Annotated in this window: 16 protein-coding genes and 1 pseudogene; 13 read left to right on the forward strand and 4 right to left on the reverse strand. The window is 71.1% G+C overall.

What is annotated here, in order from left to right; genetic code table 11:
• Positions 1-11: 11 nt before the first annotated feature.
• The 3 genes from AB0I73_RS00415 (at position 12) to AB0I73_RS00425 (ending at position 1,775) form a co-directional block, all read left to right on the forward strand.
• Entirely contained in the window at positions 12-344 is a 333-nt protein-coding gene (locus tag AB0I73_RS00415) for a hypothetical protein (RefSeq protein ID WP_363032237.1), read from the forward strand.
• 57 nt (positions 345-401) lie between these two features.
• Positions 402-1,010, forward strand: a complete 609-nt coding sequence (locus AB0I73_RS00420; RefSeq protein ID WP_363032238.1) for a hypothetical protein — start codon at positions 402-404, stop codon at positions 1,008-1,010.
• A 114-nt stretch (positions 1,011-1,124) separates the two neighbouring features.
• Positions 1,125-1,775 carry a class F sortase gene (locus AB0I73_RS00425; protein WP_363032239.1) on the forward strand — a complete coding sequence of 217 codons (651 nt, stop codon included), beginning with the start codon at positions 1,125-1,127 and terminating at the stop codon, positions 1,773-1,775.
• 56 nt (positions 1,776-1,831) lie between these two features.
• On the opposite strand, the gene AB0I73_RS00430 is transcribed toward AB0I73_RS00425, so the two are convergent.
• On the reverse strand, positions 1,832-2,614 hold the full coding sequence (locus tag AB0I73_RS00430) for a sulfite exporter TauE/SafE family protein (RefSeq protein WP_363032240.1): 783 nt from the start codon (positions 2,612-2,614) through the stop codon (positions 1,832-1,834).
• A 169-nt stretch (positions 2,615-2,783) separates the two neighbouring features.
• Here AB0I73_RS00430 and AB0I73_RS00435 point away from each other — a divergent pair.
• Together AB0I73_RS00435 and AB0I73_RS00440 are read left to right on the forward strand one after the other, a co-directional pair.
• Positions 2,784-3,463: pseudogene (locus tag AB0I73_RS00435) on the forward strand (alkaline phosphatase PhoX); the annotation flags it as partial.
• Between the two features lie 209 nt (positions 3,464-3,672).
• Positions 3,673-4,104: an excalibur calcium-binding domain-containing protein gene (locus tag AB0I73_RS00440; protein WP_363032242.1), complete on the forward strand. Its 432-nt coding sequence runs from the start codon at positions 3,673-3,675 to the stop codon at positions 4,102-4,104.
• 148 nt (positions 4,105-4,252) lie between these two features.
• Here AB0I73_RS00440 and ppdK read toward each other — a convergent pair whose 3' ends face one another.
• Positions 4,253-6,946 carry a pyruvate, phosphate dikinase gene (gene ppdK / locus AB0I73_RS00445; RefSeq protein WP_363032583.1) on the reverse strand — a complete coding sequence of 898 codons (2,694 nt, stop codon included), beginning with the start codon at positions 6,944-6,946 and terminating at the stop codon, positions 4,253-4,255.
• Between the two features lie 803 nt (positions 6,947-7,749).
• Between ppdK and AB0I73_RS00450 the strand changes: the two genes are divergently transcribed.
• The 3 genes from AB0I73_RS00450 (at position 7,750) to AB0I73_RS00460 (ending at position 11,284) form a co-directional block, all read left to right on the forward strand.
• A complete protein-coding gene (locus AB0I73_RS00450) occupies positions 7,750-9,351 on the forward strand; it encodes a CDP-alcohol phosphatidyltransferase (RefSeq protein ID WP_363032585.1) in 1,602 nt (533 codons plus the stop codon).
• Between the two features lie 188 nt (positions 9,352-9,539).
• Positions 9,540-11,147, forward strand: a complete 1,608-nt coding sequence (locus AB0I73_RS00455) for a sodium-dependent transporter (RefSeq protein WP_363032244.1) — start codon at positions 9,540-9,542, stop codon at positions 11,145-11,147.
• Positions 11,147-11,284 (forward strand): methionine/alanine import family NSS transporter small subunit, encoded by a 138-nt coding sequence (locus AB0I73_RS00460; RefSeq protein ID WP_363032245.1) that lies wholly within the window; start codon positions 11,147-11,149, stop codon positions 11,282-11,284. The genes AB0I73_RS00455 and AB0I73_RS00460 overlap by 1 nt, the downstream gene beginning before the upstream one ends.
• Positions 11,285-11,379: 95 nt before the next feature.
• Here the strand turns inward: AB0I73_RS00460 and dusB are convergent, their stop codons facing one another.
• Positions 11,380-12,450, reverse strand: coding sequence for a tRNA dihydrouridine synthase DusB (dusB, locus tag AB0I73_RS00465; protein ID WP_363032587.1), 1,071 nt, complete (start codon positions 12,448-12,450; stop codon positions 11,380-11,382).
• 214 nt (positions 12,451-12,664) lie between these two features.
• Here dusB and AB0I73_RS00470 point away from each other — a divergent pair, with 214 nt between their 5' ends.
• Positions 12,665-14,110, forward strand: a complete 1,446-nt coding sequence (locus AB0I73_RS00470; RefSeq protein WP_363032247.1) for an MFS transporter — start codon at positions 12,665-12,667, stop codon at positions 14,108-14,110.
• A 79-nt stretch (positions 14,111-14,189) separates the two neighbouring features.
• Positions 14,190-14,396, forward strand: coding sequence for a hypothetical protein (locus AB0I73_RS00475; RefSeq protein WP_363032249.1), 207 nt, complete (start codon positions 14,190-14,192; stop codon positions 14,394-14,396).
• A gap of 64 nt (positions 14,397-14,460) precedes the next feature.
• Here AB0I73_RS00475 and AB0I73_RS00480 read toward each other — a convergent pair whose 3' ends face one another.
• The gene (locus tag AB0I73_RS00480; RefSeq protein ID WP_363032251.1) at positions 14,461-15,843 is read right to left on the reverse strand and encodes a glycine--tRNA ligase; all 1,383 of its coding nucleotides are present in this window, start codon (positions 15,841-15,843) and stop codon (positions 14,461-14,463) included.
• A 160-nt stretch (positions 15,844-16,003) separates the two neighbouring features.
• On the opposite strand from AB0I73_RS00480, the gene AB0I73_RS00485 reads away from it, so the two are divergent.
• The 3 genes from AB0I73_RS00485 to AB0I73_RS00495 are packed head-to-tail and all read left to right on the forward strand — an operon-like array spanning position 16,004 to position 18,725.
• Positions 16,004-17,005, forward strand: coding sequence for a metal ABC transporter substrate-binding protein (locus AB0I73_RS00485; RefSeq protein WP_363032253.1), 1,002 nt, complete (start codon positions 16,004-16,006; stop codon positions 17,003-17,005).
• A gap of 43 nt (positions 17,006-17,048) precedes the next feature.
• Positions 17,049-17,819, forward strand: a complete 771-nt coding sequence (locus tag AB0I73_RS00490; RefSeq protein ID WP_363032255.1) for a metal ABC transporter ATP-binding protein — start codon at positions 17,049-17,051, stop codon at positions 17,817-17,819.
• Positions 17,820-17,822: 3 nt separating this feature from the next.
• Positions 17,823-18,725 carry a metal ABC transporter permease gene (locus AB0I73_RS00495; protein ID WP_363032257.1) on the forward strand — a complete coding sequence of 301 codons (903 nt, stop codon included), beginning with the start codon at positions 17,823-17,825 and terminating at the stop codon, positions 18,723-18,725.
• The last annotated feature ends 47 nt before the right edge of the window (positions 18,726-18,772 follow it).

The following is an 18,772-nucleotide window of genomic DNA, read 5'->3' on the forward strand; positions in this document are numbered from 1 at the left end:
GTCCCGACACCGTGTTCATGCCGTTCCACCGGGCCTGCGGAGGCCGCGCCGTCCCCCTCACCCACCCCGCCCTGGACCCGGCCTCACGATGCCGGGGTCCAAGGTGTGCGCGTACGGATGGAGGCGGTGACGCCGTGAGCGGGTCACCCGTTCACAGGCGTGCGGTGCGCCCTTCGGGTTCTTTCCCCGGACGGGGCCGCCGCACGTCGGTGACCTGCCGGAACAGGAGGCGGGCAGGCCCCGGCCGGGCGTGTCCGCCACCCGTTCACCCCATTCCTGACTCCTGTTCAGGGAGCGCGCCGTACCCGATGGCACTTACCTCGGACAGGCAGGGACGCGACTGACGGCGGCACATGGGGGTGCTGCGGGCGTGCCCCCTGCGTGAGCTCGAGGGAGCATCGATGCGAGGTACCGCCCGGTTGCTGACCGGCCTGCCCGGTGGGCCCGGCCTGCCCGGTGGGGCCGGTCTGGCCGGCCCCGCGCTCGCCCTGGCCGCCGTGGGGCTGCTCGTCGCCCCCGCCGGGTACGCCGGGGAGGCGGACGCCGCCCCGGCGGGGCACTCCCGCGACACGGCGCCCGGGAACCTGGAGGTGTACCCCTCCTCGGTCGTGGCCGGCTCGCAGGTGACGGTGAACACCGCGGCGTGCGGGGACCGCGACACGGCCGCGGGGGACGCCACCGCCGTGGGCGCCGGCCGTTTCACCCTGGCGCCGAGCGCGCACGAGCGGGACTCGATCGGCCGGTTCCGGGTGCCGCCGGGCGCGCAGCCGGGGACGTACGAGATCGTCGCGAAATGCTCCGCCGACGGGCAGCGGGTGACCGGCGACCTGGTGGTCAGGCTGACCTCCGCGGCCCAGCAGGTGTATCCGCACGGAAGTGTCAAGACGGGGGTCGGCAGTGCCCTGGGCGCCGACCCCGCACAGACCGCGGTCGGCGTGGCGACGCTCGCCGTCGCCGCCGCGGGCGGTACCTGGCTCCTGCATCGCCGGGCGAGAGGCGACGGGATCTGACGGGCACCCTCCGCTGCCCGTCCGCCGGTACCGCATGTCCCCTCCCCCTCCGGGTCCGACGCCCCTCGCGGCCCGGAGGGGGCACGGGACCGACTCCGAAGAGGTCAGTCCACGATGCACAGCAGGTTCGGCCGGGCCGGCGGCCCGAGCGACACGGCCATAGCCTCCGTCAGCTTGTTCGCCCTGTGCTGCGGACTGTGGCTGCTGCGCGACGCGGCCGAGACGCACGCCCCGCCCCAGCCGTCCGCCCTCCAGGCCCACTCCGGGCGCGTCGGTCTCGTCGCCGGCCGCCCCGCCGCTCTGCCGCCCTCTCCGCCGGACCGGGTCCGCATCCCCGCGATCGACGTGGACGCGCCGCTGACGGGCCTCGGGCTGACCGGCACCGGCAGCCTCGACGTGCCGCCGCCCGAGCGGAAGAACCTGGCCGGCTGGTACGAGGCCGGCACCACACCCGGCGAGCGGGGCACCGCGATCGTCGCGGGCCATGTCGACAACGCCGACGGCCCCGCCGTCTTCTACTCCCTGGGCGCCCTGCGCAAGGGCAGCGCCGTCGAGGTGGACCGGCTGGACGGCCGCACCGCCGTGTTCACGGTGCACGCCGTGGAGACGTACGACGCGAGGGACTTCCCCGACGAACAGGTCTACGGCGCGGCGGAACGGCCCGAACTGCGGATCATCACCTGTGGCGGCGGCCGGTCACGCGGCACCGGCTACTGGGGCAACGTCGTCGTCTACGCCCACCTGACGGGCAGCCGCAGCCACTGACGCACGCCGGGGCGCAACACGTGTGGTCCCCGCTGAAGTTCCGCGGCCCCCCGGCCTCAGGCCAGCCACTGTTCGTACGCCATGTTCGCCACCAGGGCGAAGACGACCGTCAGCAGGACGATGCGGACGAAGCCGCTGCCCTTCTTCAGGGCCGTGTGGGCGCCGAGCATGCCGCCCGCGAGGTTGAACACGGCCATCAGGGCCGCCAACTGCCACAGCACCGCGCCCTGCCAGGCGAACATCGCCAGCGCGCCCGCGTTGGTGCAGCAGTTGACGATCTTCGCGGTGGCGGAGGCGGTGACGAGGTCGAGGTGGAGCAGCGCGGTGAGCGCCAGGACGAGGAACGTACCGGTGCCGGGACCGATGAGACCGTCGTAGAAACCGATGCCCAGGCCGCCGAGGCCGATCGCGGCGAGGACGCGGCGGCGCGTGACCGGGCCGGGTGCGGGCGCGGTGCCGAAGGATGGGCGGAGGATGACGAAGGCGGCCACGGCGAGCAGCACCACCATGATCACCGGTTTGAGGACCTCGGTGCTCATCCCGGCGGCGAGGAAGGCGCCGCCCGACGACCCGGCGAGGGCGGCGAGACCGATGCGTACGGCGGTACGGACGTCCACCGGGGCCTTGCGTGCGTAGGTGATCGCCGCGCCCGTGGTGCCGACGATGGCGACCGCCTTGTTGGTGCCCAGCGCGTGCGCGGCCGGGGTGCCGGCGGGCAGGCCCAGCAGCAGGGCCGGCAGGAGCAGCAGCCCGCCGCCACCGACCACGGCGTCGATCCAGCCGGCGGCGAGCGCCGCGAGGCAGAGGAGAATGACGGTGGTCAGCGAGATGTCGGGCATGGCCGTGACCCTATGGACCGGATAGTTGTGCCGTCCATCGAGATGAGCGTTTCCTGAGGTTGAGCCTCCTCACACCCGTCCCCGCCCCCGCTGAGGGCAGCGTTCCGCGCGGGAGACAGTGGTGGTGCCACGCCTGGACGACGCGGCGGTGCGGGTGACGGCGCACCGGGTGAAGGCGGCGGTCCGCCGGGACGCGATGGGCCGCTTCAAGCACGAGGCGGCGGCCGCCGACCCGGTCCGCAGGGTCGTCCACCTGACCGAGGACGTCCCGGACGGCTGCTTCTACCGCTTCCGGCCGACGACGTGGGGCGACCTGTCCTCCGGCACGCTGGAGGTGCTGGTGGGGGCGGCGGCACCAGCGGTCCGGTGAGCTGGGCGCGGGTCCCGGACCCGTCCGGCGCCACCGCCACCCGCAACCAGGTCTCCGGCGCCAAGCGCTTCAACGGCGGCGAGGGCTGCCACTACGCGAACGACACCTGCTGGTTCACCGCCAAGGGCGACAACCGCGTCTGGCGGTACGACGCCTCCGCCCAGACCATCGAACTCGCCTACGACGACTCCCTGGTGCCGGGCGGCGCCGCTCCCCTGACCGGTGTCGACAACGTCACCGGCTCCTCCTCCGGTGACCTGTTCGTGGCCGAGGACGGCGGCACCATGGAGATCTGCGTCATCACCCCCGACGACGTCGTGGCCCCCTTCCTCCTCGTGAGCGGCCGGTCCGGCTCCGAGATCACCGGCCCGGCCTTCTCCCCGGACGGCACCCGCCTGTACTTCTCCAGCCGGCGCGGCACGAGCGGCAGTTCGTCCGGCGGCATCACCTACGAGGTGAAGGGCCCGTTCCGCACCTGACCACTCCCCCGTCCGTGCGGGCGCGGCGCACGGAGCGCGCCCGCATGAACGGAGAGCTACCGTCCGGTCACGTCACGTTCGCATCACGGGTCCACAAAACCTCCGCACCCTTCCCCGGCCGCTGCCCTACCGTCGGCAGCTCACACCCGGCAGACCGCCCCGGACAGGGGCATGCCGCCGGATATCCGCACATGGCTGGGAGTTTCCCCGTGAACCTGTCCTGCAAGTCCGCCGCCGTGGCCGTCGCCGCGCTCGCCCTGGCCGCCCTGCCCGCCACCTCCGCCGTGGCCCACGAGGGCGCCTTCAAGAACTGCACCGAGGCGTACGAGGCCGGGTACTCCGACATCAAGGCGGGCAGCGAGCACTACGGCAAGCACCTGGACCGCGACAACGACGGCATCGGCTGCGACGACGCGCCGGCGGACTTCGTCCCCGTCGGCGACAGGGACAGCGGCTCGGACGACGGCGCCACCGGCTCCGACGCCGACGGCAAGGGCACCGCCGAGAAGGGCGGCGGCACCGACCTCGCCGAGACCGGCGGCAACAGCGCCACCCCGTACATCGCGGCCGGCGGCGCGGCCGTCGTCCTCGCGGGCGGCGCCGTCCTGCTCGCCTCCCGCAGGCGCCGCGGCACGAACTGATCCACGCCGGGCCGAGGACACGGGAGACGGCGGCACCCCCGCACGGGTGCCGCCGTCTCCTTTCGTGATCCGGAGCCGTTGCCGATCGGTGAGGGTGGTCGGGTGACAGGCAACGGCTCCGGGGTTCGCGCGCCCCGGGGACCGGGACTCAGCGGTGGTCGCTGCCGTTCGAGGTGACCGCGGCGCGGCCGGCCTCCAGGCGGGCGACGGGGATGCGGAACGGGGAGCAGGAGACGTAGTCCAGGCCGGCCTCGTGGAAGAAGTGGACCGACTCCGGGTCGCCGCCGTGCTCGCCGCAGACGCCGAGCTTGAGACCGGGGCGGGTGGCGCGGCCGGCCTCGACGGCGAGCTTCACCAGGGAGCCGACGCCGTCCCGGTCGATCGTCTCGAACGGGGAGACGCCGAAGATGCCCTTCTCCAGGTAGGCCGTGAAGAAGCTGGCCTCCACGTCGTCCCGGCTGAAGCCCCACACCGTCTGGGTGAGGTCGTTGGTGCCGAAGGAGAAGAACTCGGCGGCCTCGGCGATCTGGCCGGCGGTCAGGGCGGCGCGCGGCAGCTCGATCATCGTGCCGATGGCGAGCTTCAGCCGCGTGCCGGTGGCCTTCTCGACCTCCGCGATGACCTGGTCGGCCTCCTCGCGGACGATCTCCAGCTCCTGGACCGTGCCGACCAGCGGAATCATGATCTCGGCGCGCGGGTCGCCCTTGGCCGCCCGGCGCTCGGCCGCCGCCTCGGCGATGGCCCGCACCTGCATGGTGAACAGGCCGGGGATGACCAGGCCGAGGCGGACCCCGCGCAGGCCCAGCATCGGGTTCTGCTCGTGCAGCCGGTGCACGGCCTGGAGGAGGCGCAGTTCGTTCTCGTGCGGCTCCTGCCGGGACTCGGCGAGGGCCACGCGGACCGACAGCTCGGTGATGTCGGGCAGGAACTCGTGCAGCGGCGGGTCGAGGAGCCGGACGGTGACCGGGAGGCCGTCCATCCCCTCGAACAGCTCGACGAAGTCCTGCCGCTGCAGCGGGAGCAGCGCCTTCAGGGACTCGTCGCGCTCGGCCTCGGTGTCGGCCAGGATCAGCCGCTCCACCAGCTCGCGCCGGTCGCCGAGGAACATGTGCTCGGTGCGGCACAGGCCGATGCCCTGGGCGCCGAAGCGGCGGGCGCGCAGCGCGTCCTCGGCGTTGTCGGCGTTGGCGCGCACCCGCAGCCGGCGCTTGCGGTCGGCGAAGGCCATCATCCGGTGGACCGCCTCGACCAGTTCGTCGGCGTCGTCGGCACCCGGGTGCATCCGGCCCTCGAAGTACTCCACGACCGGCGACGGGACGACGGGTACCTCACCGAGGTAGACCTTGCCGGTGGAGCCGTCGATGGAGATCAGGTCGCCTTCCTCGACGACGTGCCCGCCGGGGACGGTCATCCGGCGGCGCTTGGTGTCGACCTCCAGCTCCTCCGCGCCGCACACACAGGTCTTGCCCATGCCGCGCGCGACGACGGCGGCGTGCGAGGTCTTGCCGCCGCGGGAGGTGAGGATGCCCTCGGCGGCGATCATGCCGTCCAGGTCGTCGGGGTTGGTCTCGCGGCGGACCAGGATGACCTTCTCACCGGAGCGGGACCACTTGACGGCCGTGTACGAGTCGAAGACCGCCTTGCCGACCGCCGCGCCCGGCGAGGCCGCGATGCCGCGCCCGATCTTCTCGACCTTCGCCTCCTCGTCGAAGCGGGGGAACATCAGCTGGGCGAGCTGGGCGCCGGTGACGCGGGTGAGCGCCTCGGCCTCGTCGATCAGGCCCTGGTCGACCAGCTGGGTGGCGATCCGGAAGGCGGCGCCCGCGGTGCGCTTGCCGACGCGGGTCTGGAGCATCCACAGCTGACCGCGCTCGATGGTGAACTCGATGTCGCAGAGATCCTTGTAGTGGTTCTCCAGCGTCTCCATGATCTGCATCAGCTGGTCGTACGACTTCTTGTCGATCTGCTCCAGATCGGCGAGCGGCACGGTGTTGCGGATGCCCGCGACCACGTCCTCGCCCTGCGCGTTCTGCAGGTAGTCGCCGTAGACGCCCTGCTGGCCGGAGGCGGGGTCGCGGGTGAAGGCCACACCGGTGCCGGAGTCCGGGCCGAGGTTGCCGAAGACCATGGAGCAGACGTTGACGGCCGTGCCCAGGTCGTGCGGGATGCGCTCCTGGCGGCGGTAGAGCTTGGCCCGGTCGGTGTTCCAGGAGTCGAAGACCGCGTGGATGGCGAGGTCCATCTGCTCGCGCGGGTCCTGCGGGAAGTCCCGGCCGGCCTCGGTCTTGACGATCTTCTTGAACTTGGTGACCAGCTTCTTGAGGTCGGCGGCCTCCAGCTCGGTGTCGACCGCGACCTTCTTGGCCGTCTTCGCCGCCTCCAGTGCGTCCTCGAAGAGGTCGCCGTCGACGCCGAGGACGGTCTTGCCGAACATCTGGATGAGGCGCCGGTAGGAGTCCCAGGCGAAACGGTCGTCGCCGGCCTGCTCGGCCAGGCCCTGGACGGACTTGTCGGAGAGGCCGATGTTCAGGACGGTGTCCATCATGCCGGGCATGGAGAACTTCGCCCCGGAGCGGACCGACACCAGGAGGGGGTTGTCGGGCTGGCCGAGCTTCTTGCCCATCGCCGCTTCGAGGGCGTCGAGGTGCGCACTCACCTCGTCACGCAGTGCCGCCGGCTCCTCACCGCTGTCCAGGTAGACCTTGCAGGCCTCCGTGGTGATGGTGAAGCCGGGAGGGACGGGAAGACCCAGATTGGTCATCTCGGCGAGGTTCGCACCTTTGCCGCCGAGCAGGTCCTTGAGGTCCTTGTTGCCCTCGGTGAAGTCGTAGACGAACTTCACGCCCTCAACACTCCCGCCCTGCTGGGCTCCGTGGAGATCTTTGTTTTCCGACACGGGTCTCGACTCCTCGAGGACGCGGTGGCTGCCCTGACGAGCAGGAACATACCCAGATCAAAGGCGTATGGGTACGTCCACACGTCCACCATGCGGCGGGGGCCACTCCGCCGCCACTGGATCAAAAGTCAAAGACAAGTCAAGGTTTGGCAAGAAATCACAGCCTCATGCGTTCACTTCTTGAACACAGTGATTCCGGATTGAGCCGCTCTACACGCTCACCTGAGCGGCGATCGGCACGTCTGATTTCGCTCGATGAACGATCGAATCGTGGCACCCAGTGCCATCCTTTGAGAAGTGCAGCCACCCATGATCCGCTCATCTGAGCGCGACCCTTATCAAGGGTGGCGAGAATCACGCTGCCGCAGTCTCCGGGATTTCACCATGCGGACGCCTCCCGTACTCCCGGTCCCCACGGCGGGACGGACCGTTGAACGAACCGGCCCGCACGCCCGTACGGAACTGCGGCGGACCCGGACCCCCACGCCGGGTCCGCCTCCTCACCGGGTTTTGCACGGAAGGACCTCCGGGTGCCTGTCTTCACACGCCTACGCCGGCCGACACGGACCACCGAAGAGAAACGAGGGGACGAGAAGCAGGGGGAAGAGACCCTCCCCACCCCTCCAGGCCTCCACACCTTCCGCCCCCTCCACACCTTCCGCACCTTCCGCCCCCTCCACACCTTCCGCACCCGCTACGCCGCTCGGCGCGACCGGCACCCCCGCGCCGTACGCGTCGTCCGCCGGACCCTGCACGTCCTTGCCGCCGTGCTGGTCGTCGGGGCCCTTCTGCTGCCCAACACCGCCGGCGCCCTGCGCCCCGACCGGTTCACCCGGATACCGGCCGAGGCGATCGTCGGGGCCGCGCTGCTCCCCGCCCTGCCGCGTCGGCCCCGGATCGTCGCGGCCGCGCTGTGCGGGATCGGTCTCGCCGTGCTGACCGTGCTGAACCTGCTGGACATCGGGTTCAACGAATACCTGGGCCGGGGTTTCAACCTGGTCCTCGACTGGGGGCTGCTCGACGACGCCCAGGCCTATGTCGGGGACTCGATGGGCCCCGCGACCGCCACGGCCGCCACCGTCGGCGCGGTCGCCCTCGCCCTGCTCCTGGCGGCCGTGATGGCACTGGCCGCCGTCCGGCTGAGCGAGCTGCTGGCCCGGCACCGCGCGCGGGCCGCCCGGGGCGCCCTCGTCGCGGGCACCGTGTGGATCACCTGCACCGCCCTCGGCCTGCAGGTCCTCGGGACACCGGTCGCCTCGGACCGGGCCACCGCGGCGGCGAAGGTGCAGGCCCGGCGCGTGGTGGACACGCTGCGCGACGAGGCGGAGTTCGAGGAGGTGGCGCGTTCCGACGTCTTCGCGGCCACGCCCCCCGACGGGCTCCTGCCCGACCTGCGCGGCAAGGACGTGCTCATCACGTTCATCGAGAGCTACGGCCGCACCGCCCTGGAGGACCCGGTGATCGCCCCCGGCGTCACCCACACCCTCGACACCGGCACCGAGGCCCTCGCGAAGGCGGGGTACCGGGCCCGTAGCGGCTGGCTGACGTCGGCGACGTTCGGCGGCAGCAGCTGGCTCGGCCACTCGACGGCGTTGTCCGGCCTGTGGATCGACAACCAGCAGCGCTACCGCACCGCCACCGCGAACGACCGCCTCACCCTCACCAAGGCGTTCGGGAAGTCCGGGGCGTGGGACACCGTCGGCATCATGCCGGGTGTCCAGAAGAACTGGCCCGAGGCGAAGTGGTTCGGCCTCGACAAGGTCTACAACGCCTCCCGACTGGGCTACCAGGGACCGAAGTTCAGCTGGTCGACGATGCCGGACCAGTACGCCCTCGAGGCCTTCCAGCGCCTGGAGCACAGCAAGGAGCGCGACCGGGGCAAGAACCTGATGGCGGAGATCATCCTGACCTCCAGCCACCAGCCCTGGGCACCCCTCCCCGAGATGGTCGGCTGGGACGAACTCGGCGACGGCTCCGTCTTCGGCCCCATCCAGAAGGCGGGGAAGGAACCCGGCACCCTGATGACGGACGCCACCAAGTCCCGTCAGGAGTACGGCAGGTCGGTCACGTACTCGGTGACCGCCCTCACCCGGTGGCTGGAGCGCTACGGCACCGACGACACCGTCCTCGTCTTCCTCGGCGACCACCAGCCCATCGCCCGGGTCAGCGGTCTGCGGGCGAGCCGGGACGTGCCGGTGACGATCGTCGCCAAGGACCCGGAGGTGCTGGAGAAGATCGCCGACTGGAACTGGACGGAGGGCCTGAGGCCGGCCGGGGACGCGCCCGTGTGGAAGATGGACGCGTTCCGCGACCGCTTCCTGAAGGCCTACGGCTCCGTCCCGCACCCCTAGGACCCTCGTCGGCAGGGCAACGGCACCACCGGTCCGGTCAGCCGCGCACCCCGCACGTGACCTCGGACGACACCGCGTGCCGGGCCCGGCGACGAGGAGTGCGACCGTTATCCGAAGACCTCTGTTCACCAGGCGTTCCTGTTGCTAGCGTGCCGCGCTACGCAAAAAATGACCAAGGAACCGTGATCATGTCCAGTCCTTCCCGTGAGCAGTGGGGAAGCCGCGCAGGCTTCCTGTTCGCCGCGATCGGATCGGCGATCGGCCTCGGCAACATCTGGCGCTTCCCCGCCGTTGCCTACGAGAACGGCGGTGGGGCCTTCCTCCTGCCGTATCTCGTCGCGCTGCTGACCGCCGGCATTCCGTTGCTCATCCTCGAGTACTCGATCGGCCACAGATTCCGGAAGTCGGCCCCGGCCGCCTTCCGCAAGCTGGCCAGGCCCGCGGAGGTGATCGGCTGGTGGCAGGTCGCGATCTGCTTCGTGGTCGCCGCCTACTACGCCGTCATCATCGCCTGGGCGGTGCGTTACATCGGTTACTCCTTCGGCGAGCAGTGGGGCAGCGACGCCAACGCCTTCTTCTTCGGCGACTTCCTCCAGGCCGCCGAGAAGCCCGGCCTCATGTCCTCCTACGTCGACGGTGTGCTCTGGCCGCTCATCGCGATCTGGGCGGTCGTGCTCGTCATCCTGGCGCTCGGCATCCGCAACGGGATCGAGAAGGCCAACAAGTTCTTCATCCCGCTGCTGGTGCTCTTCTTCGTGGTCCTCGTCGGCCGCGCGCTCACGCTCGACGGCGCCGGCAAGGGTCTGGACGGACTGTTCCGGCCGGACTGGTCGGCGCTCGGCGACGGCAGTGTGTGGGTCGCCGCGTACGGGCAGATCTTCTTCTCGCTGTCCATCGGCTTCGGCATCATGATCACGTACGCCTCGTACCTGCGGAAGCGCTCGGACCTCACCGGCTCCGCGATGGTCGCCGGCTTCGCCAACAGCGCCTTCGAGATCCTCGCGGGCATCGGCGTGTTCGCCACCCTCGGCTTCATGGCCGCGGCCCAGGGCGTCGGGGTGAACGAGGTCGCGAGCTCCGGCATCGGCCTGGCGTTCGTGGCGTTCCCGACGGTCATCTCCCAGATGCCGATGGGCGCGCTGTTCGGCGTGCTGTTCTTCGCCTCGCTGGTGCTGGCCGGCCTCACCTCGCTGATCAGCATCGTGGAGGTCGTCATCGCCGCCGTGCAGGACCGCACCGGTATGCGCCGGGTCCCGGCGGTCCTGAGCGTCGGCGGGGCCGTCGCCCTGGTGTCGATCCTCGTCTTCCCGACCGACAGCGGCATCTACCTGCTGGACGCGGCCGACCACTTCATCAACCAGTACGGCATCGCGCTCGCCGCGCTGGTCGTGCTCGTCGTCGTGGGCTGGCTGCTGCGCCGGCTGCCCGCCTTCCAGAAGCACGCCAACGACGTCTCCTCGATGCGGCTCGGCCGCTGGTGGCTCATCTGCCTCGGCATCGTCACTCCGCTGGTGCTCGGCTGGATGATGGTCGACAGCCTGCGGGCGGAGTTCGCCGAGAACTACGAGGGCTACTCGACGGAGTTCCTGCTCTGGGCCGGCTGGGGCGTCGCCGCGGCGGCGCTGCTCGTCGGCGTGGTCCTCAGTCTGGTGCCCTGGCGCTCCGCCGACTCCGAAGCCGCCGAGGAAGCGGACTCCGCGGCGAGCACGGAGGCCGGCGCGAAGGTCGGTCCGGGCTCTGCCGTGGAGGCGGGCGCGGGCACCGGCTCCGACGCACCTGAAGGGGGGAAGAACTGATGTCGACGAGTGCGATCATCATGCTGGTCGTGGCCATCGTGATCGTCTGGGGCGGTCTGGTGGGCGCCATCGTCCACCTGCGCCACCACCCCGAGCGTCCCGAGGAGGACGCGGCCCCGGCGCAGCCGACGGCCTGAGCGGTCCGGACACACCAGTACGGCGCTGTCGTACGGCTCTGTTCCGCGGGGAGCAGAGCCGTACGGCTCCCGAACCTGCCGGCGAGCGGCGCCGATCAGCCGCCGGACGTGTCGAGTTCGGCGTCCTCGCCGACGCCCGCGCACTCGTACGGGTCCTTCAGCCAGCCGTCCGGCAGCGCCACCCGGTTGTTGCCGGAGGTACGGCCGCGGGGGCCGTCCGCGCCGGCCGGCCAGGGCTGGTCCAGGTCCAGCTCGTCCAGCCCGGAACGCAGTTCCCGGAGCGAGGAGGTGATCGCGAGCCGCTTGCGCATCTCCGAGCCGACCGCGAAGCCCTTCAGGTACCAGGCGACGTGCTTACGGAAGTCGATCACCCCGCGCGACTCGTCCCCGATCCACTCCCCGAGCAGGGTCGCGTGCCGGACCATGACGTCGGCGACCACGCGCAGCGTGGGCCTGCGGAAGTCGTCCCGGCCCTCGAAGGCCGCGACCAGGTCGGCGAACAGCCACGGCCGGCCCAGGCAGCCGCGCCCCACCACGACCCCGTCGCAGCCCGTCTCGCGCACCATCCGCAGCGCGTCGTCGGCGGACCAGATGTCGCCGTTGCCGAGCACGGGGATCTCCGGCACGTGCTCCTTCAGCCGGGCGATGGCGTCCCAGTCGGCGGTGCCGCCGTAGTGCTGGGCGGCGGTGCGGCCGTGCAGGGCGACGGCGCTCACGCCCTCCTCGACGGCGATGCGGCCGGCGTCCAGGTAGGTCAGGTGGTCGTCGTCGATGCCCTTGCGCATCTTCATCGTGACCGGCAGGTCCCCGGCGCCGCTCACCGCCTCGCGCAGGATGGACCGCAGCAGGTTCCGCTTGTAGGGCAGGGCCGAGCCGCCGCCCTTGCGGGTCACCTTCGGCACCGGGCAGCCGAAGTTGAGGTCGATGTGGTCGGCGAGGTCCTCCTCCGCGATCATACGGACGGCCTTGCCGACGGTCGCCGGGTCGACGCCGTACAACTGGATCGAACGCGGCGTCTCACTCGCGTCGAACCTGATCAGCTGCATGGTCTTCTCGTTGCGTTCGACCAGCGCCCGGGTGGTGATCATCTCGCTGACGAACAGCCCCTTGCCCCCGCTGAACTCCCGGCACAGGGTGCGGAAGGGCGCGTTGGTGATCCCGGCCATGGGAGCCAGCACGACGGGCGGCCGGACCGCGTACGGGCCGATCGTCAGGTCCGACCGGTCCGAGAGGTCCGGGCGGTTCGACGGGGGCTGAGCCGGGGTGGGCGTGGGCGTGGGCATTCCCCCATTGTCCCGCATCCCGGGAGCTGCCCGGCACGGCACATGTGCACCTGTCATTAGTTAGCCGCACTATTGAACCGCGCGTACGATGGAACCCATGCCCGAGCTCAGCCCGCGCCAACGCCTCCTCGTGCTCGCGATCTGCTGCATGAGCCTGCTCATCGTGAGCCTGGACAACACGGTGCTGAACGTCGCCCTGCCGTCCCTCCAGAGGGACCTGCACGCGAGCACCGCGGGTCTCCAGTGGACCATCGACGCCTACACCCTCGTCCTCGCCTCGCTGCTGATGCTGGCGGGCTCCACGGCCGACCGGATCGGCCGCAAACGGGTCTTCATGGCGGGGCTGGTCGTCTTCACCCTCGGCTCGGTGCTCTGCTCGCTCGCCCCGAACCTGCACGCGCTGGTCGCCTTCCGCATGGTGCAGGCGGTGGGCGGTTCGATGCTCAACCCGGTCGCCATGTCGATCATCACCAACACCTTCACCGACCCGCGCGAACGCGCCCGCGCGATCGGCGCGTGGGGCGCGGTCGTCGGCATCTCGATGGCGGCGGGCCCCCTGGTCGGGGGCCTGCTGGTGGACTCCGTCGGCTGGCGCTCCATCTTCTGGATCAACCTGCCGGTCGGCCTCGCCGCCCTCGCCCTCACCCTGCGCTTCGTGCCGGAGTCCCGCGCCCCCGAGCCCCGCCGCACCGACCCGGTCGGTCAGCTGCTGGTCATCGTCCTGTTCGGCTCCCTGACGTACGCGATCATCGAGGCGCCGCACGCGGCGCCCTCCACCACCGTCCCCTTCGCCCTCCTCGCGCTGGCGGCCCTGATCGCCCTGCTGCGCTACGAGTCCCGCCACCACGAACCCCTGATCGACCTGCGCTTCTTCCGCTCGGCACCGTTCAGCGGGGCCACCGTGATCGCGGTGAGCGCGTTCGCCGCGCTCGGCGGGTTCCTGTTCCTCTCCACGCTCTACCTGCAGAACGTACGAGGCCTCAGCGCCTTGGACGCCGGCCTGTGGATGCTCCCCATGGCCGTCCCGACCTTCCTGTGCGCCCCGCTCTCCGGCCGCCTGGTCGGCAGCCGGGGCCCCCGCCTGCCGCTGCTGATCGCGGGCGGCGCGATGACGGTGAGCGGGCTGCTCTTCGCCCTCTTCGAGGCCGAGACCTCCAATGCCACGCTGTTCGTCGGGTACGTCCTGTTCGGCGTCGGCTTCGGCTTCGTCAACGCCCCCATCACCAACACCGCCGTCTCCGGCATGCCCCGCGCCCAGGCCGGGGTGGCCTCGGCGGTGGCCTCCACCAGCCGGCAGCTCGGCCAGGCGCTCGGGGTCGCGGTGGTGGGCGCGGTGCTGGCGGCGGGGGTGGGCTCGTCGTCGTACGCGGCCGACTTCGTGCCGGCGGCGCGGCCCGGCTGGTGGATCCTCACCGTGTGCGGGCTCGCGGTGCTGGTGGTGGGCGCGGTGACCTCCGGCCGCTGGGCCCGCGCGACCGCGCGGCACACGGCCGACCGGCTGGAGTCGGCGGAGATCCGCGAGGCGGCGGGCGTGGACGCGTAGCCGCACCCGGACCGGTCCTCCACCGAATTCACCTGCGCGCAGCCCCCGTTGATGTCGCTCTTGCCGCACACTCTGCGGCATGCCGCAGATCGACACGAGCAAGGTCAGCTGCTGGGACCGGCACGGCCGGGAACACGTCGTACGGATCCGGCGCACCGGGGGGCGGCGCACGATCAGCTGCGAGACGTGCGACTGGCGCAGACGCGCCCGGTTCCTGTCCCGGCTGAAGGCGGAGGAACATCTGGCCCGGGCCCACCAGGCGGCGGTGGACCCCAGAAGAACGTGAACCGCCCCGGGCGGCGCGGGAGGCGCTGCCCGGGGCGGTTCGACGGAGTCGCGGTGCTACGGCGTCAGCAGCCGATCAGGCGGCTCGCCAGGTAGCCCTCGATCTGGTCGAGGGAGACCCGCTCCTGCTTCATGGTGTCGCGCTCGCGCACCGTCACCGCGTTGTCGTCCAGGGTGTCAAAGTCGACCGTGACGCAGAACGGCGTACCGATCTCGTCCTGGCGGCGGTAGCGGCGGCCGATGGCACCGGCGTCGTCGAACTCGATGTTCCAGTGCTGCCGCAGCGTCTGGGCGAGGCCCTTGGCCTTCGGCGACAGCTCCGGGTTGCGGGAGAGCGGGAGCACCGCGACCTTGACCGGGGCCAGGCGCGGGTCGAGGCGCAGCACCGTGCGCTTCTCCAGCTTGCCCTTGGCGTTGGGCGCCTCGTCCTCGACGTAGGCGTCGAGCAGGAAGGCGAGCAGCGCCCGGCCGAGACCGGCCGCCGGCTCGATGACGTACGGCGTCCAGCGCTCGCCGGCCTCCTGGTCGAAGTAGGAGAGGTCCTGGCCGGAGGCCTTGGAGTGGGCGCCGAGGTCGTAGTCGGTGCGGTTGGCGACGCCCTCCAGCTCGCCCCACTCGCTGCCGCCGAACTGGAAGCGGTACTCGATGTCAGCGGTGCGCTTGGAGTAGTGGGAGAGCTTCTCCTTCGGGTGCTCGTACCACCGCATGTTCTCCTCGCGCATGCCGAGGCCGGTGTACCAGTTCCAGCGCTGCTCCATCCAGTATTCCTGCCACTGCTCGTCCTCGCCCGGCTTGACGAAGAACTCCATCTCCATCTGCTCGAACTCGCGGGTGCGGAAGATGAAGTTGCCGGGCGTGATCTCGTTGCGGAAGGACTTGCCGATCTGGGCGATGCCGAACGGCGGCTTGCGGCGCGAAGTGGTCTGCACCTGGGCGAAGTTGGTGAAGATGCCCTGGGCGGTCTCGGGGCGCAGGTAGGCGACGGAGCCGGAGTCCTGGGTCGGGCCGAGGTGAGTGGAGAGCAGACCCGAGAACTGCTTGGGCTCGGTGAACTGGCCCTTGTTGCCGCAGTTCGGGCAGTTGACGTCGGCGAGGCCGTTCTCGGGGGCGCGGCCCTTCTTCTCCTCGTACGCCTCTTCCAGGTGGTCCGCGCGGAACCGCTTGTGGCAGGCGGTGCACTCGGTGAGCGGGTCCGTGAAGGTGGCGACGTGACCGGAGGCGACCCACACCTCGGGGGCCAGGATCACCGACGAGTCGATGCCGACCACGTCCTCACGCGAAGTCACCATGTAGCGCCACCACTGGCGCTTGAGGTTCTCCTTGAGCTCGACACCCAGCGGCCCGTAGTCCCAGGCGGCACGCTGGCCGCCGTAGATCTCACTGCAGGGGAATACGAAGCCTCGGCGCTTGCTCAGGCTGACGATGGTGTCGATCTTGTCGGCGGCCACGGTGCTCTCTTCATTACGACGACGGGCGACGAAGCGAGATTGCTTCCAGCGAAGTTCTCAGGCTACCGGCGGGCCCTGCTCCTGGACCAATTAGGGCCTGCCGCAGGCCTCTCACCCAGCTTGTTGACAACGGTTTCCATTTTTGTTGAAAATGGGTGTCATGAACGTACGACGACGCCTCATACCCGCGGCTGCGGCGACCGCGCTCACCGCGCTCGCCCTCGGCACCCTGTCCGCCTGCTCCTCCGACAGCAGCGCGGCTGCGGGCAACACCGACAAGTTCGACGTCGTCGCCTCCTTCTACCCCATGGCCTTCCTCGCCGAGCAGATCGGCGGCGACCATGTGAACGTCACCAGTCTGACCCAGCCCGGCCAGGAGCCGCACGACCTGGAGATCAGCGCCCAGCAGACCGCGCAGCTCGAGGAGACCGACGCGGCGCTCTACCTCAAGGGCCTGCAGCCCACCGTCGACGAGGCCATCGGCCAGTCCGGTGTGCGGACGAAGATCGACGCGGCCACGCTGACCTCCCTCGACCACGACGCCGGGGCCGGCGGCCACGAGGACGAGCACGGGCATGACGACGAGCACGGCCACGACGACGAGCACGGGCATGACGACGGGCACAACCACAGCCACGACGGCCAGGACCCCCACGTCTGGCTCGACCCGGTCAAGTACGCCGAGGTCGCCGAGGGCGTCGGCAAGGCCTTCGAGAAGGCCGACCCCGACCACGCCACCGACTACAAGAAGAACACCGAGGCCCTGGTCGGCAGGCTGAACGACCTCGACGCCGAGTTCAAGACCGGCCTCGAGCACCGGAAGACCGACGTCTTCATCACCACCCACGCCGCCTTCGGCCACCTCGCCGCGCGCTACGGCCTGACCGAGGAGGCCATCAACGGCCTCACCCCCGAGTCCGAGCCCAGCGCGGCGCGCGTGAAGCAGCTCACCGAGACCGCCAAGGCCGACGGGGTGACCACCGTCTTCTACGAGACGCTGGTCAGCGACAGGACGGCGAAGACCGTCGCCCGCGAGGCCGGACTCAGGACCGACGTCCTCGACCCGCTCGAGGGCATCACCGACAAGTCCCGCGGCGACGACTACTTCCAGGTCATGGAGTCCAACCTGCGGGCCCTGCAGACGGCGCTGGGCGCCGAGTGACCCACTCGAACCACCGGAAGGACACCGGCATGAGGACGGCAGCATGAGCACCGAGCCCGTCATATCCCTGCGCGGCGTCCACGCCGAGCTCGGCTCGCGCCCCGTCCTGCGCGGCATCGACCTCACCGTGCACCGCGGCGAGGTGGTCGCCCTGCTCGGCGCCAACGGCTCCGGCAAGTCGACGGCCGTGCGCAGCGTCATAGGCCAGGTGCCGGTCGGCGCCGGCGAGGTCGAGCTGTTCGGCACCCCGCAGCACCGGTTCCGCGACTGGGCGCGCGTGGGGTACGTACCGCAGCGCACCACGGCCGCGAGCGGCGTGCCCGCCACGCTGACCGAGGTCGTCTCCTCCGGCCGGCTCTCCCGCACCCGCTTCGGCGTGTTCCGCAAGGCCGACCGCGAGGCCGTGCACCGCGCCCTGGACCTGGTCGGCATGGCCGACCGGGCGAAGGACTCGGTGGACGCCCTCTCCGGTGGCCAGCACCAGCGGGTCCTGATCGCCCGCGCGCTCGCCGCCGAACCCGAGCTGCTGATCCTGGACGAACCGATGGCGGGCGTCGACCTGGCCAGCCAGGAAGTGCTCGCCGAGACGCTGCGCGAGCAGGTCGCGAAGGGCACCACCGTCCTGCTCGTCCTGCACGAGCTGGGCCCGCTGGAGCCCCTGATCGACCGGGCGGTCGTGCTGCGCGACGGCTGCGTCGTGCACGACGGTCCGCCCCCGCAGGCGGTCGGCCAGCACGCCCTGCCCGGCCACGACCACGTCCACCCGCACGCACCCGCGGGCGCCGAACCGATCCGCACCGGACTGCTGAGCTGATCCATGGAAATCCTGAACTACGCCTTCATGCAGCGGGCGCTGCTGGCGGCCGTCCTGGTCGGCATCACCGCCCCCGCGATCGGCATCTACCTCGTACAGCGCCGCCAGGCCCTCATGGGCGACGGCATCGGACACGTCGCGATGACCGGCGTCGGCCTCGGCTTCCTGCTCTCCTGGTCGCCGGTGTGGATGGCGGCCCTGGTCTCCGTCCTCGGCGCCGTCCTCATGGAACTGATCCGCTGGTACGGCAGGGCCCGCGGCGACATCGCCCTCGCCATGCTCTTCTACGGAGGCATGGCGGGCGGTGTCATGTTCATCAACCTCGCCCCGACCGGGTCCAACGCGAACCTCACCTCGTACCTCTTCGGCTCCCTGTCGACGGTCTCCGAGTCCGACGTCACGGCCATCTGCCTGCTGGCCGCCTTCGTCGTGCTGGTCACCCTCGGTCTGCGCCGCCAGCTGTTCGCGGTCAGCCAGGACGAGGAGTTCGCGCGGGTCACGGGCCTGCCGGTGCGGTTCCTGAACCTGCTCACCGCCGTCACGGCGGCGGTCACCGTCACCGTCGCGATGCGCGTGGTCGGCCTGCTGCTGGTGAGCGCGCTGATGGTGGTGCCCGTCGCCGCCGCCCAGGCTCTCAGCCGCAGCTTCGCCGCCACCTTCGCCATCGCCGCCGCCCTCGGCGTGACCGTGACCATCGGCGGCACGGTCACCTCGTACTACCAGGACGTGCCGCCCGGCGCGACGATCGTGCTGCTGACGATCGCCGCGTTCATCGTACTGACCGCGCTGTCCACCCCGCTGGCCCGCCGCCGCGCCCGTGCCCTGGCCGCCGCGCAGCCCGCCCCGGAGCCCGCGGAATGCGCGGTCCCGGCCGGCCGGGACGCCACCGGCAAGGCCGACGCCTGACTGCTCCCGGCCCGGATCTTCCCCGGACTGGCACAATGGCCGCGGCA

The organism is Streptomyces sp. NPDC050388, from assembly GCF_040655635.1.
Classification (GTDB): Bacteria; Actinomycetota; Actinomycetes; order Streptomycetales; family Streptomycetaceae; genus Streptomyces.